The organism is Cucumibacter marinus DSM 18995, from assembly GCF_000429865.1.
Lineage (GTDB): Bacteria > Pseudomonadota > Alphaproteobacteria > Rhizobiales > Devosiaceae > Cucumibacter > Cucumibacter marinus.
The window spans coordinates 388865-406001 of the sequence record NZ_KE386977.1 but is presented as its reverse complement, the minus strand read 5'-3'; the positions used below and the strand labels follow the sequence as shown (position 1 = coordinate 406001).

Sequence of the window (17137 nt, the reverse complement as noted above, 5' to 3'; positions counted from 1 at the left end):
AAGAAAACTTATCCCCGCTCACTCGTCCTCCCTTATCCTTCCCGAACCAACTTGCGATTGAGCGTGGTCGCGACGAACGGTCATGCAGGTCTGGGTCCGGGTCCGATGGAGGTCGCTCCAGCGGAGGCCAAAACTGCGCCGGAGCCGGCTGCCGTTACGGCGGCGGTGAACTCTCGAAAGGGAGCGGGGATTGACCCCAGCCCGTTGACGCAGTCCAAGCCCAAAACCCCGGATGAGTGGGACGCGGTGCGCCTCGCTTTCTTTTTTGCGTTTCGGACTGAGACGTTCCGCGTCCCACTCCCGCTCTATCACAAACCCTGGAGGTAATAGCCTGCCGGGCGGTTTGGGATGGAAGGTTGCACCTCCTCGTGCTGTCCCGGACTTGATCCCGGACCTATATGCCAAATGGGAAAAGGCCCCGGATCAGCTCCAGAGGCTCGGAATGAGGTTTGAGATTGAAGCAAGTGCCCTGCCATATTCTCCTTCGTCATGCTCGGGCTTGACCCGAGCATCCATGATGAGATGTCACGCGGGTTCCGCTGGTGACTGGTCAGTACCGCTGCGCACATGCGATGCCTCATGGACCCTCGGATCAAGTCCGAGGGTGACGAGGAGATTGGAGGAGCCCTTTGCCATACCCTCCTCCACCCTCACCTGAGCCCGTCGAAGGGCTAGGGTGGGTTGGAGCGGTCAACCTTCCGTGGTCAGTGTGCGGCGGACCGCGTCCTGCCAGCCGGCATAACGGGACTGGCGCTCGTCCTCCTTCATTTGCGGGTCGAAGCGCGCCTCGGCTTTCCAGTCCTTGGCGAACTCGGCAGCCTCGGGATAGAGCCCGGCGCGCATGCCCGCGAGCCATGCCGCGCCCAGCGCGGTCGTCTCGAGTACAGGCGGGCGCTCGACCGGTTGTCCGATCATGTCGGCAAGGAACTGCATGGCATAGGCATTGGCGCTCAGTCCGCCATCGACCCGCATCACATGACCGCCCGATGCGTCGGGCGCGTCGGCCTGCATGGCCTCGATCAGATCACGGCTCTGATAGCCGATGGACTGAAGGGCGGCGCGGGCGAACTCGGCGGGCCCGGAATTCCGGGTCAGCCCGAACACGGCGCCGCGCGCATCGGGGTCCCAATAGGGCGCGCCAAGCCCTGTGAAGGCCGGCACCAGATAGAGCGATTGATGCGGGTCGGCCTTGGACGCCAGGCCTTCGGTGTCAGCGGCCCGGGCGATGATTCCCAGCCCGTCGCGAAGCCATTGCACCACGGCGCCGGCAACGAAGATCGAACCCTCAAGGGCATAGATCGTCTCGCCATTGAGCCGGTAGGCGATGGTGCCCAACAGCTTGTGCCCGCTCTCGATCAGGGTCTCGCCGGTGTTCATCAGCGCAAAGGCGCCTGTGCCATATGTCGATTTGACCATGCCGGGGGTGAAACAGCCCTGGCCGATCAGCGCTGCCTGCTGGTCGCCGGCCACACCGAGAATCGGGACTTCGCCGAGCAGCAGATCCGGGTCCGTGACCCCGAAATCGTCGGCGCAATCGAGGACCTCGGGCAGCATGGCGAGGGGCACGCCGAGCAGGCCGCAGATTTCCTCGTCCCAGCGATTGTTGCGGATGTCATAAAGCAGCGTTCGCGAGGCGTTGGTGGCGTCGGTGACATGGCGCTTGCCGCCGGTCAGGCGCCAGATCAGATAGCTGTCGACGGTGCCGAACAGGAGTGCGCCCTTCTCTGCCTTTTCACGGGCGCCGGGGTTCTGATCGAGGATCCATTTGAGCTTGGTGCCGGAAAAATAGGGGTCGAGCAGCAGGCCGGTGCGGCTCCGGAACAGGTCCTCATGGCCTGCCCGCTTGAGCTCGGTGCAGATCGCATCGGTCCGCCGGTCCTGCCAGACAATGGCGTTGCCGAGCGGTGCTCCGGTCTCCCGGTCCCAGACGATGGTGGTTTCGCGCTGATTGGTGATGCCGATGCCGTCGATGTCGCCGGCGACAAGACCCGCCTTGTCCAGCGCCTTGCGGCAGCTCTCGAGGGTCGACTGCCATATCGCCTCAGGGTCATGTTCGACCCAGCCCGAGCGGGGAAAGATCTGTTCGAATTCAAGCTGGCCGCTTGCGACCGGGCGCAGCTTGTCGTCGAAGACAATGGCCCGGCTCGATGTTGTGCCCTGGTCGATGGCCAGCACGTGTCCCATCTGTGATCCTCCCGGTTTGGCTTTGGCGGATCATCGCCCCGGCAGACCCTTGGGAGCAAGAGCGGGTGCGCGACCGAACCCTGCAACTGCCGGTGAGGGCACCGGTTTTTACGAAATTGATGCGGGTCCGAGACTTGCGAGGGGCGGCGCATTCTGCGTCAGTGCTGATCTGGCGATTCCGGAAACGGGTCCGGGTTGCGCGGCAACCGACCGGGGAAAAGAGGGAAACATGACTGGCAGTGTGCTCGACAAATTCAGGCTCGACGGCAAACGGGCGATGATCACCGGTTCGGGGCGCGGGCTGGGGCGGCAGATGGCGCTGGCCCTGTCCGATGCGGGCGCGTCACTGGTGCTGGTCGGGCGCGGCGCGGAAAGCATCGAGGCGACAGCGGGCGAGATTGCAGAGCGCGGCGGGCTGGCCGAAACCATCGTTGCCGACGTCACCAAGACCGATGCGTGCACCCGGGCCTGCGAGGCGGCGCTGGCCAATGGCCCGGTCGACATTCTCATCAATAATGTCGGCGGCCGGTCGCTCAACATCCCGATCGCGGAGACCAGCGCCGCGCAGTGGCGCGAAGGCATGGCCCTCAATCTCGATCATTATTTCCTGACGACCCGGCTGATCGGCGCGGCGATGATCGCGGCGGGCAATGGCGGGCGGATCATCAATATGGGCTCGATCTCGGGCATGATCGTCAACCGCGATGTCGGCGGACGGCACTATGAGACGGCGAAGGCCGCGGTGATGCATTTCACCAAGGCGGTGGCGGTCGATTGGGCGAAATACGGGATCACTGCCAATGCCATTAGCCCGGGCCTGTTCATGACCGACGCCAACAGGCGTTGGGAGGAGATCGACCGCACGCCGATCGACAGCTTCGTCTCGGGCGTGCCCATGGGCCGGCCCGGGGAACCCGAGGAAATCGGGCCGCTAGCCGTCTATCTTGCCTCGCCCGCCTCGAGCTATGTCACCGGGGCGAGCTTTGTCATCGATGGGGGCTATACGGCCTGGTAGGCGGGTCTACCCGTTGCCGACGGTCAGCTCGGCGATGAAGTCGTAGGTATCGGAGCGATAGTAGGAGCGGGTCAGTTCGACCAGCGTTCCATCGGCGAGCCGCGAAGCGCGCTCGATATAGAGCACCGGTTCGCCGGGCTGCATCTCGAGAAGTTCCGCTTCCTGCTGGGGCAGGGCTCGAGCCTTGAGCCGCTGGGTGGCGCGCACCGGCATGGCCGCGCTCTTGGCCAGGGCTTCATAAAGCGAATCGCCGATGGTGTCGGTGTCGGGCAGGTAGCGGGCCGGCAGGGTCGCGCGCTCTATGGCGAGCGGAATATTGTCGGCAAAGCGCAGGCGGTGGAGTTGCACGACTTTCTCGCCCGGCGAAAGACCGAACATCATCACCTCTTCGGAGGTGGGGAAAGTGGTCGTTTTTTCCAGCCAGCGGACACCGGGCTTGCGGCCCCTGGTGATCATGTCCTCGGTGAAGCTGGTCAACCGGGTCAGGCGCTGCTCGAAATGCGGCAATTGCCCCGCCACGAATGTGCCGGAGCCGCGCTTCTGGTTTAAAAGCCCTTCTTCGACCAGCTGCTCGAAGGCCTTGCGGATTGTGACGCGCGACAGGGCGGTCTTTTCCATGATCCGGCGTTCGGAGGGCAGTGCTTCGCCCTCACGCATATGCCCGTTGGCAATCAATTCGCGCAGGGCATTGGCCAGCTGCACATAAAGCGGGGTGGGGCTGTCGCTCGAGGGACGGAAATCCTCGATAGAGACCAAAGGCGCATTGGCCGTGTCATGCATGGTGAAGCCTGTTCCTTTCCCGCTCACAGGCCGCTTCATCCATCAGGCCTGCGTGAGGTTGTTTCATACCACAACAATACCAATTGCGCGAGCGTGTAGCGCACGTCATCCGCATATGGGAACGATCCTTTGGTTCGTGGTATCCGGAAGGCGGATTGCCCGTCTCCGGTCGCATCAGCTGCCATCTCGCGGAGACAAGAGGCGAATCACTTCGGTGGTTATCGGGCCAGAATTCATTTCTGCGAAACCGCCATACGACGCGCCAGACGATTGCCGCTGCTGGTTGGTCCCGGCGGTCCAGAGACCAGAAAAGTGTGGCGGCGATGTCATTTTGTGGCGACTGTCCGCGGCTATCGTGGCCGGTGCGCATACCAATCAGCGCAATTCCACGAGTGGTTTGGCTAATTGGTATCACAGAATTTGACGGCGTAAAATCCTTGCATGTTCGTAGGTTAGCTGGTTTCAGGATATTATTGCCGTGGCGTGTTGCCGATAGACCTGCAATTTGGTAATACTTTGGTCTTATAAAACGGGGTATGGATATGACCACACATTCGCCCAAGGGCCAGGGGGTGGCCGGCGGCCGCAGCGACGCCCGGGAAACCGAATGGCGTCTCGACCGATATGCCGGGCTTGAAGGCTGGGCCGTCGAGGAAGCGCTCGGTGCCCTGCAGGAAGGGCAGATGCGTGCCGTTGCGGCCCTTCTGCCGGCGATGGATCAGCTCACGGTGGCCGTGACGGCGGCCATCGAGACACTGCGCGGCGGCAAGGGGCGTCTGGTCTATGCGGGGGCGGGCACATCCGGGCGGCTGGCCCTGCTGGATGGCACGGAGCTGGGTCCGACATTTGGCTGGCCGGACGAGCGGCTGGTGTTCCTGATGGCAGGCGGCGAGGCCGCTGCCGCCAAGGCCGAGGAAGGCGCCGAAGATGATGAGGATGCCGGGCGCGAAGGGATTGCCCGGCACCAGATCGGTGCGGGCGATGTGGTTCTTGGTGTTGCGGCGAGCGGCACCACCCGATACACGCGGGCGCTGATCATCGCGGCACGTGGGGCCGGCGCCACGACCGTGGGCCTTGCCAACAATCCGGGCGCGCCCCTGCTCACCGATGCCGAGTATGGCGTATTGCTGCGCACGGGACCCGAGGTGCTGGCCGGTTCGACGCGGCTCGGCGCGGGTACAGCGCAAAAGGCGGCGCTGAACATGTTTTCGACGGCCTTGATGATCGGACTCAAAAAGGTCCATCTGGGCTATATGGTGGATATGCTGCCAACCAATGAAAAGCTAAGGCAGCGGGCGGCAGGCATGGTCGCCGACATCGCCGGCTGCGATCTGGCGGCGGCGGGTGCAGCCCTTGCCCGTTCCGGAGACCGGATCAAACCCGCAGTGATGATTGCTGCGGGCGCCGAGCCGGCAGAGGCCGAGGCTCTGCTCGGGCAGGCGGAAGATGATCTCGGCGCAGCGCTGGCTGCATTCCGGGCGGCGCGCTGACGCCATCGTGCATTGACACCGGTCGGCACGAGGGCGGGGGTACCGCCGGCTGGCCAGAATTTGAACGTCCGGCAGACCGATGCGGCGGCCGGCAGAAGTGTTTGACGGAGATACGAATTGACCGATCAGAAAACCCATATGCGCCAGGAAGTGGAAGAGATTCCCGTCGCCATCCGCCGGCTGCTCGATCAGGGTGCCAAGGCGGCAGCCGATACCGGCGCCGCGCTGCGGGAGAAGAAGCCCGATTTCATCGTCACCGTGGCGCGCGGCTCGTCCGACCATGCGGCGCATTTTCTCAAATACGCCGTCGAGATCCTCGCCGGCCTGCCGGTAGCCTCTGTCGGTCCCTCGGTCGCTTCGATCTACGGCGCCACGCTCAAATTCGGAGGTGGGGCCGCGCTGTCGATTTCGCAGTCAGGCGAAAGCCCCGACATCGTCGCGCTCGCCAAGGGCGCCGCGGCCGGCGGTGCGCTATCGGTTGCGCTCACCAACACGCCCGAGTCTCCGCTCGCCCGTGCCGCGCACAACGCGATCGATATTGCCGCGGGGCCCGAGCTCAGCGTCGCGGCCACCAAGACCTTCGTCAATTCGGTCGTGGCCGGGCTGATGATCATCGCCGAATGGCTCGAGGATGATGCCCTTAAAGCCGCGCTCGAAGCTTTGCCTGACCATGCGGAAAAGGCCGTCGCCGCTGACTGGTCGGCGCTGTCTGACGGGTTCATCGGACGCGATTCCCTGTTCATCCTCGGGCGCGGTCCGGCCTATGGGCTGGCGCATGAGGCGGCGCTGAAGTTCAAGGAAACCTGCTCGGTGCATGCCGAGGCCTATAGCGCGGCGGAGGTCATGCACGGGCCGCTCGCACTGGTCGAACCCGGTTTCCCCGTGCTGGCCTTTGCCACCCGCGATGCCGCGCATGATCATATGGTCGATGCCGCGGACCGGCTTTCGGAGAACGGGGCGCTTGTGTTTGCCACCACCGACAAGGTGAAGGCGAGCTATCCGCTTGGCTTCGTTGCGACAGGCCATCCCTTGACGGATGCGCTTTGTCAGATCATTTCATTTTATTCCTTCGTCGAGGAGTTTGCGCGGCGCAGCGGGCTCAACCCCGATCAGCCGCCGCGCCTCAAGAAGGTGACCGAAACCGTTTAGACCCCGTCCTTTGCCGGACGGGCAAAGGAGAGCCGATTTGAGCGCCCGCAACTATCTCGATGTCAGCCCCGATGTATCAGCAGCGCTGAGCGAAGGGCGGCCGGTCGTGGCGCTCGAATCGACCATCATCACCCATGGCATGGATTACCCGGTCAATCTCGAGATTGCCCGGGCCTGCGAGGCGGCGGTGCGCGGCGCAGGCGCTGTGCCCGCGACCATCGCCATTATCGACGGGCGGCTGAAGGCCGGGCTCGACGAGACCCAGCTCGAGGCGCTTGCCAGCGCCGGGCAGGGCATGGCCAAGGCATCGCGTCGCGACATGGCCGCGCTTGTGGCCGATGGCGCTTCGGGCGGCACGACGGTCGCCACAACCATGACCATCGCGCATCTCGCGGGCATCAAGGTGTTCGCCACTGGCGGAATTGGTGGCGTGCATCGCGGTGCGGAACTGAGTTTCGATATTTCTGCCGACCTCGAGGCGCTGGCGACCATTCCGGTTGCGGTGGTGTGCGCGGGGGCGAAGTCCATTTTGGATATCGGCAAGACGCTCGAAGTGTTGGAAACCCACGGCGTTCCGGTCATCGGATATCGCACCGACCGGTTCCCTGCCTTTTATGCGCGTGAGAGTGGGCACGGGGTCGACTACCGCTACGACGAGCCGGAGGCCGTGGCCGAGATGCTGCACACGCAATGGGCGCTGGGGCTCAATTCCGGGGTGGTGATCGGCAATCCTGTGCCCGAAGGCGAGGCACTGGATGGCGAGGAGATCGAACAGGTCATTGCCGAAGCCGTGCGCGAAGCGGATGCCAACGGCGTCTCGCGCAAAGATCTGACCCCGTTCCTGTTGAGCCAGGTGGTGGCGCGGTCGGGCGGCAAGAGCCTTGCGGCCAACACGTCGCTGGTGCGCAACAATGCGCGGCTCGGTGGCGAGATCGCTGCCGCCCTGAACGCGATCGAGAGCTGATCCATGCCGGGTCCCGTGGTTGTGGTCGGCGATGTCATGCGCGACATCATCGCCGTGCCTGAAGGGCCGATCGCCATCGGCTCGGACCGGCGGGCCTCGATCTCCGAACATCCCGGTGGTGCCGCCGCCAACCAGGCCGTTTGGCTCGCGCATTTCGGTGTGCCGGTGATGCTGGCGGCCCGGGTCGCGGCGCATGATATCGCCGGCTATGAAGCTCAGTTTGCCAAGCTGCATGTCGAGGCGCGGTTGGCCGGTGATCCTGAGCGTCCGACCGGTGCGCTGATTACCCTCGTCGACAAGTCGGGCGAACGCAGCTTTCTGACTGACCGGGGTGCCAATCTCAATCTGTGTGCCGCGGATCTGCCGCCGTCGCTGCTCGAGGGCGCTTCCATGCTGGTTGTTTCGGGATATTCCCTTTTCGAGGCGGGGCCGCGACAGGCCGTTTTGGGGTTCATGGATGCGGCGCGGCTGGCCGGCGTGCCGATGGCTGTCGATCCGGCAACGGTGACATTCCTGCGCGAGTTCGGCCCGCAGGCCTTTATCGAGGCGACCAGGGGTGTGGCGATCATCTCGCCCAATGAGGAAGAGGCCGAGGTGCTGACCGGCAAGACCAATCCCGAAGCCCAGGCCGAAGTGCTGGCGGCGCACTATCCGACGGTTCTGATCAAACTCGGCCCGGATGGCGCTCTGGCGCGGCTTGAGGACGGTCGCGTGTTCCGCATGCCGTCGCCGGATGTCGAGGTGATCGACACGACCGGAGCCGGCGACGCCTTTCTTGCCCGCTTCATCGCCGCCCGGCTCGCCGGGGAGAGCGACGACCGCGCGCTCGCGCTTGCGGTTACGGCTGGCGCCTATGCGGTGATGCGGATCGGGGCGCAACCCCCTCATCGTTGACCGGTTTTGCCACTTAAGTCCTTGACCGCGCCATTATTCCCTCCGAACCTTGGCCATCAGTTCAGGGCAAAAGACATGACCAATGCGGCAACTCTGACCCGGATGATCCGGGCCGGTCGCGGGCTCGAACCCGCAGACCTTGTGATCAAGAACATCACGCGTCTCGATATCGTCACCGGCGCGCTCGAGGTGATGGACATCGCGATCGTCGATGATCGGATCGTGGGGACCCATGGCCGATATCAGGGCGAAACCGAGATCGACGGGACAGGCCGCTTCGCGGTTCCGGGTTTCATCGACACCCATCTGCACATCGAATCCTCGCTCGTCACCCCGCTGGAATTCGACCGCTGCGTGTTGCCGCACGGGGTGACCACGGTGATCTGCGATCCGCATGAGATCGCCAATGTGCTGGGCAGCGACGGGATCGCCTATTTCCTCGATTGTGCCGAGCAATCGGTGATGGATATCCGGGTCAACCTCTCCTCCTGCGTGCCGGCGACACCGTTCGAGACCTCCGGCGCGCGGCTCGAGATCGAGGACCTCTTGCCCTTCGCCGAGCACCCCAAGGTGATCGGGCTTGCCGAGATGATGAACTTCCCCGGCGTGCTCAATGGGGATGAAGGGATCATTGCCAAGCTCGCGGCCTTCCAGGGCGGGCATATGGACGGGCACGCGCCGCTGCTATCGGGCATGGATCTCAATGGTTATCTCGCGGCGGGCATTCGAACCGACCATGAGGCGACGAGTGCCGAAGAAGCGCGCGAGAAGCTGACCAAGGGCATGTTCATCTTGATGCGCGAGGGCTCGGTCTCCAAGGACCTCGAAGCGCTCTGCGAACTGCTTGACGAGGACACTTCCGCCTATATGGCGCTTTGCACGGACGACCGGAATCCGCTCGATATCGACGAAGAGGGGCATCTCGATTCCCTCGTCCGTCGGTTGATCGCCAAGGACAAGGCGCCGCATCATGTTTACCGCACCGCCAGTCACTCGGCGGCGCGCATCTTCCGGTTGATGGATCGCGGCCAGGTCGGGCCGGGCTGGCGGGCGGATATCGCGCTGCTCGACGATCTCGAGGATTGCCGGGTGTCGGATGTGATTGCCGGCGGCCGGCACGTGACCGCCGATATCTTCGCCCAACGCGGTTCGGTCGAGCCGGTCGGATTGACCTCGATGAAAGCGCGACCGGTCGAACCGTCTGCCTTTCATGCGGAGGCGAAGCCGGGGCAGAACCAGGTGCCGGTGATCGGTGTCAAGCCGGGACTCATTCTGACCTTCAGGGAAGAGGCGAGCCTCGCGGTCACCGAGGACGGTTTGCAGCCCGATCTCGATGCCGACGTCATCAAGGTTGCGGTGATCGAGCGGCACGGGATCAACGGCAATATCGGGCGCGGTTTCGTGACCGGTTTCGGCCTCAAACGCGGGGCGATTGCCTCCTCGGTCGGCCATGACAGCCACAACATCACCGTCATTGGGGCCAATGACGCCGATATGGCGGCGGCGGCCAACCGGCTCATCCAGATGGGCGGCGGGTTTGCGGTGGCCGAGGATGGCGAGGTGGTGGCCGAACTGGCCTTGCCCCTTGCCGGGCTGATGAGCCTTGAACCCTTCGAAACGGTGGCCGAAGCGCTCAAGGTGCTGCGCGATGCTGCAAAAGAGCTCGGCTGCGTGTTGCCCGAGCCCTTCCTGCAGGTGGCGTTTCTCGCCCTGCCGGTGATCCCGCATCTCAAGATGACCGACCGGGGGCTGTTCGACGTCGACAAGTTCGACTTCGTCTGATCGCTTCGTCATCCCCTCGACAGATCAGCCCTGGGTCGGCCAGGCGTGGTGTTCATCGTCGATCACGAACACATGCGCGTGCCGGCGCCTGCCGCCATGGGCTTCAAGATGCGGGTGACCGGGCGGCAGATCGTCATGGCTGTGCGCCAGCGGATCTCTGTCGCCTTGCGGCCAGATGCGGATGGCCGCAGCCGCGGAAGCCAAAGCGATCACACCCAGCACGGCCATGGTGAAGGGCAGGCCTGCCGCCGCGCCCAGCCAGCCGGCGATGGGGTAGGTGACCAGCCAGCAGGCATGGGACAGGGCGAACTGCGCCGCGAACAGGGACGGGCGATCTTCGGCGTGGGCGGAGAGGCGCAACAGGCGTCCTGACGGGGTAAGCACCGCCGAATAGAGCGCCCCCGAAAGGGCCCAGGCCACGAGAAACCCGCCCCAGGCGAGCAAACCGCTGGTCGCGAGATAGAGGCCATGGGCGAGGGTCAGTCCGCCGAGGGCCAGACCGGCGGCGATCATGACGGGACGATCGTCGAGCCTGTCGAGCAGGCGCGGCAACAGGAGGGCGGTGGCCATCGACCCGGCGCCGAACGCGCCCATGGCGACGGCCAGTCCGGCATCGTCGAGACCGTATTGCCCGCGCACCATGACCACCGAGTTGACCAGCACGAAGGCCCCGGCGGCGGCTGCTGCCATATTGAGGGCCAGCAGGCCGCGCAGGCGCGGGGTGGCCAGATAGATGCGGATGCCCCGGGTCAGCCGTTCGCGGAACGGGCGTTGTCTTTCTGCCTGGCTGCGTGGCGGCAGCGGCGTCGTCAGCACCAGAAGCGCCGACGCCAGAAAGCCGATTGTGGTGCCAACGAACAAGCCGGAATAGGCGATGAACAGCAAGAGGACCCCGGCGATGGCGGGGCTCAGAATGTTTTCGAGATCATAGGCGAGGCGGGACAGGGAAAGCGCGCGGGTATAGTCGCGTTCATCGGCCAGGATATCGGGGATCACCGCCTGGAATGCGGGCGTAAAGGTGGCCGAGGCCGCCTGCAGCACGAAGATCAGGAGATAGATCTGCCAGATGGCATCAATGAAGGGCAATGATAGGGCGACCCCCGCCCGCACCAGATCGGCTGCGATCAGCACCGCTTTGCGGGGCAGTCTGGCGGCCAGTGCCTGGGCCAGCGGCGCCAGGCCCACATAGGCGATCATCTTGATGGCAAAGGCGGTGCCCAGCACGGTGCCGGCCGCGTTTCCCGCCAGATCGAAGGCCAGGAGTCCGAGCGCGATGGTCAAAAGCCCTGTGCCCAGCAGGGCAACAATCTGGGCCGAGAAAAGGCGCCGATAGGCGGGGTGGGCGAGCACAGAAAGCAAGACGGACTATCCTCTTGAGACGCTTTTTCCGATCAGATGATCCTGACATGAGCGGGCGGCGCCGTCATGGGGTGCCGCCCGCCCAATTTGTGCTGACCCTATTCCTCGGGGTCAGAGCTTGATGGTTCTCAGCCTCAGCGCGTTGGAGATCACCGAGACCGAGGAGAGGCTCATCGCCGCAGCCGCGATCATGGGGGAGAGCAGCCAGCCGAAGACCGGGAACAGAATGCCCGCGGCGACCGGGACGCCGATGGTGTTGTAGCCAAAGGCGAAGATGAGGTTCTGCTTGATATTGCGCAGAGTGGCGCGGGCCAGTTTGCGGGCGCGGACGATGCCGGCCAGATCGCCTTTGACCAGCGTCAGTCCCGCGCTTTCCATGGCCACATCGGCACCGGTGCCCATGGCAATGCCGACATCGGCGGCGGCCAGCGCCGGGGCATCATTGATGCCGTCTCCTGCCATGGCGACAGAGCGGCCTTCCGATTTGAGGCGATTGACGAGGTCCTGCTTGTCCTCGGGGCGCACATCGGCATGGACTTCATCGATGCCAAGCTCTTTAGCAACGGCGCGGGCGGTGCGTTCATTGTCACCGGTTGCCATGATGATCCGCAGACCCTCGGCATGGAGATCGGCGATGGCCTTGCCGGCGGTTTGTTTGATCGGGTCGGCGACCGCGATCAGCCCGGCCAGCTTACCATCGACAGCGACATACATTGCCGTCTTGCCCGCTTCCTGCAGCCGGGTGGCTTCGGCCGAAAGGCTGTCGGGGTCCGCGCCGACTTCACGCATCATCGCCACATTGCCGAGGGCGACCCTCTTTCCATCGACCTCGCCCTTGACGCCGATGCCGGTGGCGGCTTCGAAATCGCCGGCGTCGGAAAGCGCCGCGCCCCGGTCTTTCGCCCCGTTGACGATGGCTTCGGCGAGAGGGTGTTCGGACCCTTTCTCAAGGCTCGCGGCGAGGGCGAGCAGTTCACCTTCGTCGACACCGTCAGCGGGCACGACATCGGTCAGTTGCGGTTTGCCCTCGGTGACGGTGCCGGTCTTGTCGACGATCAGGGTATCGACGCGGGCGAAGCGTTCGAGCGCCTCGGCATCACGGATCAGAACGCCCGCATTGGCGCCGCGCCCGGTGGCGGTCATGATCGACATCGGGGTCGCAAGGCCGAGCGCACAGGGGCAGGCGATGATCAGCACCGAAACCGCTGCGACGATTGCATAGACCATGGAGGGCTCGGGGCCGAAGATCGCCCAGATGATGAAGGCGATGATGGCGACGGCAACGACCGTGGGCACGAAGATGCCCGAGACCCGGTCGGCGAGGGACTGGATCGGTGCGCGCGAGCGCTGGGCGCTGGCAACCATCTCGACGATACGGGAGAGGACGGTTTCAGACCCGACCTTTTCAGCAGTCATGACGAGGGTGCCGGACTTGTTGAGCGTGCCGCCGGTGACGGTGTCGCCCTCGGTCTTTTCAACCGGCACCGGTTCGCCGGTGATCATCGATTCATCGATCGAAGAGCGGCCGGAGGCCACAACGCCATCGACGGGCACGGATTCGCCGGGGCGGATGCGCAGCCGGTCCCCGGACTTCACATCGTCGAGCGGCACATCGGCCTCATCACCGTTTTTATCGATGCGGCGGGCGGTCTTTGGCGCGAGGTCGAGCAAGGCGCGTATGGCGCTGCCGGTGCGCTCGCGAGCGCGCAATTCGAGCACCTGGCCGAGGAACACGAGCGCCACGATCACGGCAGCAGCCTCGAAATAGACCGCGACCTGCCCGCCATGGGTGCGGAAGGCGGGCGGGAACAGGCCCGGCGCGAGGGTGGCGACCACCGAATAGGTGTAGGCGGCGCCGACCCCCAGCCCGATCAGGGTCCACATATTGGGACTCTTGTTGACGATCGAGGACCAGCCGCGCTTGAAGAAGGGCAGGGCGGCCCAAACGACCACCGGCGTGGCGAGGATGAGTTCGAGCCAGGTGGCGGTGGTTTCGCCGATCCACTGCCTGAGCGGCAACCCCACCATTGGCGCCATGGCGATGATCAGAACCGGCACTGCCAACACGGTCGAGACCCAGAACCGGCGGGTGAAGTCGATCAGTTCGGGGTTCGGGCCTTCATCGCCCGTGGGCACGCCCATGGGTTCGAGTGCCATGCCGCATTTCGGGCAGTCGCCAGGCTTGTCCTCGACGATTTCGGGATGCATCGGGCAGGTATATTGGGTGCCTGCCGGCATGGGTTCGGGGGCCGGCCGGTCGCCGAGATATTTCTCCGGGTCGGCCTCGAACTTGTCGTGGCACCCCTTGGAGCAGAAATAGAAGCGCTCGCCTTCATGCTTGAGCATGTGCCGGGCAGTGGCGCGGTCGACACTCATGCCACAGACCGGGTCCTTGGCGGTCAGGTATTTCTCGGGGTCGGCCTGAAACTTGTCGCGGCAGCCGTCATGGCAGAAGTGATAGGTGTGTCCCTCATGCTCGGCGGTCGGCTTGCCGGCATTGGGGTCAACCGTCATCCCGCAGACGGGATCGCGGGTGACAGGCGTTGCATCGCCGTGATGATGGGCGAGGTCGTGATGGGAATGGGTGGAGTGATCGGCCATTTTTGCTGCCTCAATCTGTGATTGAAACGCAGTATCAACCTTCCAGTCAATGGAAGGTCAAGGGCGCGCAGGACCGAATTGCAGACCGACTGATAGACGGTATATCCAGAGCTTATGGGTGGGTATTCTCCCCTTTCTGATCCGGGTCAAAATGCCCGTATTGAATAATTCTTTCCATATCAAGAATTTCTTTCTTGGATATATTAATAATACAGTTAGAATCGGGAAATCGAACAGATAAATAGAATTCAATTTTCTCTTTTTCCCCACCTACTATTAATTTTATGTCGTCTTGAATAGAAAATGAAATGATTAGATTTATTCTAAATAACAATAATTTCTGTATTAAAGATGGCTTGATGGAAATTTTTGATAGTGATTTATCATTAATCAAATTGCAATAAGATTCGCATGAAACTATTTCTTTCATTAGTCTGATGGAATCTGTGCTTATCTCACACTCCTGATGGTTTCCAGGATATTTGTATGTTATTGTATATGTTCTCTTTCCATTGATGATATAGAGGTGCAAATGAAGGTATTTCGATAGATGGAATTGTTTGCGCGGACCCCAAAACCACATTTTCCAGAATTTACCTTCGAATATGGTCATCTGGGCCATCCGAAATAGCATGGGAGGGGTGGGTCTGCTTCATTTTGAAGAAATAAACCCACTTCACAACCCAATTTCGGCAGGAGGTCTTGTCAAGATTACCGACCAGTCAGCGCGCCCTACCCCGCCGCTTTGGCCTCGCGGCGCATGGCGTGGAGGAGCGGTTCGGTGTAGCCGGAGGGTTGCTCGGCGCCCTCAAAGACCAGCCGCCGGGCCGCCTGATAGGCGATCGAGGTGTCGAAGTGTCCGGCCATGGGCCGGTAGAAGGGGTCGCCCTCATTCTGCTTGTCGACCACCGCTGCCATGCGCTCGAGACAGGCATCGACCTCCTCAGGCGTGACGACGCCATGGGCGAGCCAGTTGGCGATGTGCTGGGAGGAGATGCGCAAGGTCGCGCGGTCTTCCATCAGCCCCACATCATTGATGTCGGGCACCTTGGAACAGCCAACACCCTGGTCGATCCAGCGCACGACATAGCCGAGAATGCCCTGGGCGTTGTTTTCGAGCTCGCGGGCGATCTCATCCTTCGACAGGGAAGCCGGGTCGATCACCGGCATCGAGAACAGCGCGTCGAGTCCCGGCAGCTCTTCGTTGTGGCGGCGCTTTTGGGCCGCGAACACATCGACTTCGTGATAATGCAGCGCGTGCAGAGTCGCGGCGGTGGGCGAGGGAACCCAGGCGCAATTGGCACCCTGATCGGGATGGGTGGCCTTGGTCGCCAGCATTTCGGCCATCTCGTCCGGCTTGGGCCACATGCCCTTGCCGATCTGGGCCTTGCCGGACAGACCGCAGGCAATGCCGATCAGGACATTGCGGTCCTCATAGGCCTTGATCCAGTCCTCGGATTTGATGCGGTCCTTGCGCGGCGCCGGTCCCGCCTGCATGGCGGTGTGGATCTCGTCGCCTGTGCGGTCGAGAAAACCGGTATTGATGAAGAAGACACGGTGGCGGGCCGCATGGATCGCGGCCTTGAGATTGGCCGAGGTTCGGCGCTCCTCGTCCATGATGCCGATCTTCACCGTGTGGCGCGGCAGGGAGAGAATGTCTTCGACCATGGCGAAGACCTCGCAGGCGAAGCGCACTTCCTCGGGCCCGTGCATCTTGGGTTTGACGACATAGATGGCGCCGGTGTGCGAATTGGCGCCGGTCAGCCGGTCCTGCATGGCGCAAAGCACGGTGACCGCGGCATCGAGCAGGCCTTCGCCAATCGGATTGCCATTGTGATCGAGAACGGCATCGGTTTTCATCAAATGCCCGACATTGCGCACCAAAAGGAGCGCCCGGCCCTTGAGGGTGACTTCCTCGCCGCCCGGGGCAACGTAATATCGATCGGGATGAAGGGTGCGGTGGACCTCGCGGCCGTTCTTCTCGAACCGGTCCTCAAGGCTGCCTTTCATCAGGCCGAGCCAATTGCGATAGACGCCGATCTTGTCCTCGGCATCGACCGCGGCGACCGAATCCTCGCAGTCCTGAATGGTGGTCATCGCGCTTTCGACGACGATGTCGGCAAGGCCTGCCTTGTGGGTCTTGCCGATGGCATGGTCGCGGTCGATGACCAGTTCGGCATGCAGGCCGCGATGGGCGAGCAGAAAGACCTCCGCCTCGCCACGCTCGGCATAGCCGGCAAAAGCCTCGGGATCGGCAAAGGCGGCGCGGCGATCGCCGATCCGGGCGGTCAGGGTCTTGCCCTCCGATCCGTCGGCCATCTCATAGGCGGTGACATCGGCATGGCTGGCGCCATCGAGGGGAAAGGCCATGTCGAGGAATTCGGCGGCCTTGGCGAACACCGCCTCGCCGCGCTTGGGGTTGTATTCCCTGCCGGGCGCCAGAGTTCCCTCATGCGGGATCACATCGGTGCCGTAATAGGCATCGTAGAGGCTGCCCCAGCGGGCATTGGCTGCGTTGAGCGCATAGCGCGGATTGGAGACCGGCACGACGAGCTGCGGGCCGCAGATACTGGCGATTTCGGGGTCGAGGTCGGCGGTTTCGATCTCGAAATCAGCCGGTTCCTCAACGAGATAGCCAATCTCGCGCAGAAAGACCTGATAGCCCGCCGGATCGCTGGCGACCGGGCCGTTGGTACGGTGCCAGTCATCGATCTGCGTTTGCAGCGTGTCGCGGAAAGCGAGAAGCTCGTCATTGCGGGCCGCGAACTGGCCGATCAAATCGGCAAAGCCGTCCCAGAACGTGTCCCGGGTCACCGGCAGGCCGGGAAGCGCTTCGTTTTCAATGAATTCAGCGAGACCGGCGTCAACGGACAATCCGGCGCGAGTGGTGGTGTGTGTCATTCCATCCTCCCAACCATC

At 63.3% G+C, this 17137-nt stretch carries 11 protein-coding genes; 6 read left to right on the top strand and 5 right to left on the bottom strand.

The features are described from left to right. Window positions 1-690: 690 nt before the first annotated feature. A complete protein-coding gene (gene glpK, locus G489_RS0112755; protein WP_029041865.1) occupies window positions 691-2184 on the bottom strand; it encodes a glycerol kinase GlpK in 1494 nt (497 codons plus the stop codon). A 229-nt stretch (window positions 2185-2413) separates the two neighbouring features. On the opposite strand from glpK, the gene G489_RS0112750 reads away from it, so the two are divergent. Then, on the top strand, window positions 2414-3199 hold the full coding sequence (locus tag G489_RS0112750) for an SDR family NAD(P)-dependent oxidoreductase (protein WP_029041864.1): 786 nt from the start codon (window positions 2414-2416) through the stop codon (window positions 3197-3199). 6 nt (window positions 3200-3205) lie between these two features. Here G489_RS0112750 and G489_RS0112745 read toward each other — a convergent pair whose 3' ends face one another. Further along, the gene (locus G489_RS0112745) at window positions 3206-3979 is read right to left on the bottom strand and encodes a GntR family transcriptional regulator (protein WP_051332597.1); all 774 of its coding nucleotides are present in this window, start codon (window positions 3977-3979) and stop codon (window positions 3206-3208) included. A gap of 542 nt (window positions 3980-4521) precedes the next feature. Here G489_RS0112745 and G489_RS20460 point away from each other — a divergent pair. The 5 genes from G489_RS20460 (at window position 4522) to ade (ending at window position 10258) form a co-directional block, all read left to right on the top strand. Beyond that, a complete protein-coding gene (locus G489_RS20460) occupies window positions 4522-5469 on the top strand; it encodes an N-acetylmuramic acid 6-phosphate etherase (RefSeq protein ID WP_051332596.1) in 948 nt (315 codons plus the stop codon). A 117-nt stretch (window positions 5470-5586) separates the two neighbouring features. After that, window positions 5587-6618 (top strand): SIS domain-containing protein, encoded by a 1032-nt coding sequence (locus G489_RS0112735; protein ID WP_407059830.1) that lies wholly within the window; start codon window positions 5587-5589, stop codon window positions 6616-6618. A gap of 37 nt (window positions 6619-6655) precedes the next feature. Next, window positions 6656-7582 carry a pseudouridine-5'-phosphate glycosidase gene (locus tag G489_RS0112730; protein WP_029041861.1) on the top strand — a complete coding sequence of 309 codons (927 nt, stop codon included), beginning with the start codon at window positions 6656-6658 and terminating at the stop codon, window positions 7580-7582. A 3-nt stretch (window positions 7583-7585) separates the two neighbouring features. Continuing rightward, window positions 7586-8476, top strand: coding sequence for a carbohydrate kinase family protein (locus G489_RS0112725; RefSeq protein ID WP_029041860.1), 891 nt, complete (start codon window positions 7586-7588; stop codon window positions 8474-8476). A 75-nt stretch (window positions 8477-8551) separates the two neighbouring features. Then, on the top strand, window positions 8552-10258 hold the full coding sequence (ade, locus tag G489_RS0112720) for an adenine deaminase (RefSeq protein ID WP_029041859.1): 1707 nt from the start codon (window positions 8552-8554) through the stop codon (window positions 10256-10258). A 24-nt stretch (window positions 10259-10282) separates the two neighbouring features. Here the strand turns inward: ade and G489_RS0112715 are convergent, their stop codons facing one another. The 3 genes from G489_RS0112715 to G489_RS0112705 all read right to left on the bottom strand — a co-directional run bounded on the left by G489_RS0112715 (window position 10283) and on the right by G489_RS0112705 (window position 17119). Further along, window positions 10283-11617, bottom strand: coding sequence for an MFS transporter (locus tag G489_RS0112715; protein ID WP_029041858.1), 1335 nt, complete (start codon window positions 11615-11617; stop codon window positions 10283-10285). Between the two features lie 111 nt (window positions 11618-11728). Then, a complete protein-coding gene (locus tag G489_RS0112710) occupies window positions 11729-14218 on the bottom strand; it encodes a heavy metal translocating P-type ATPase (RefSeq protein ID WP_029041857.1) in 2490 nt (829 codons plus the stop codon). 732 nt (window positions 14219-14950) lie between these two features. Beyond that, window positions 14951-17119: a malate synthase G gene (locus G489_RS0112705; protein ID WP_029041856.1), complete on the bottom strand. Its 2169-nt coding sequence runs from the start codon at window positions 17117-17119 to the stop codon at window positions 14951-14953. Between the last annotated feature and the right edge of the window lie 18 nt (window positions 17120-17137).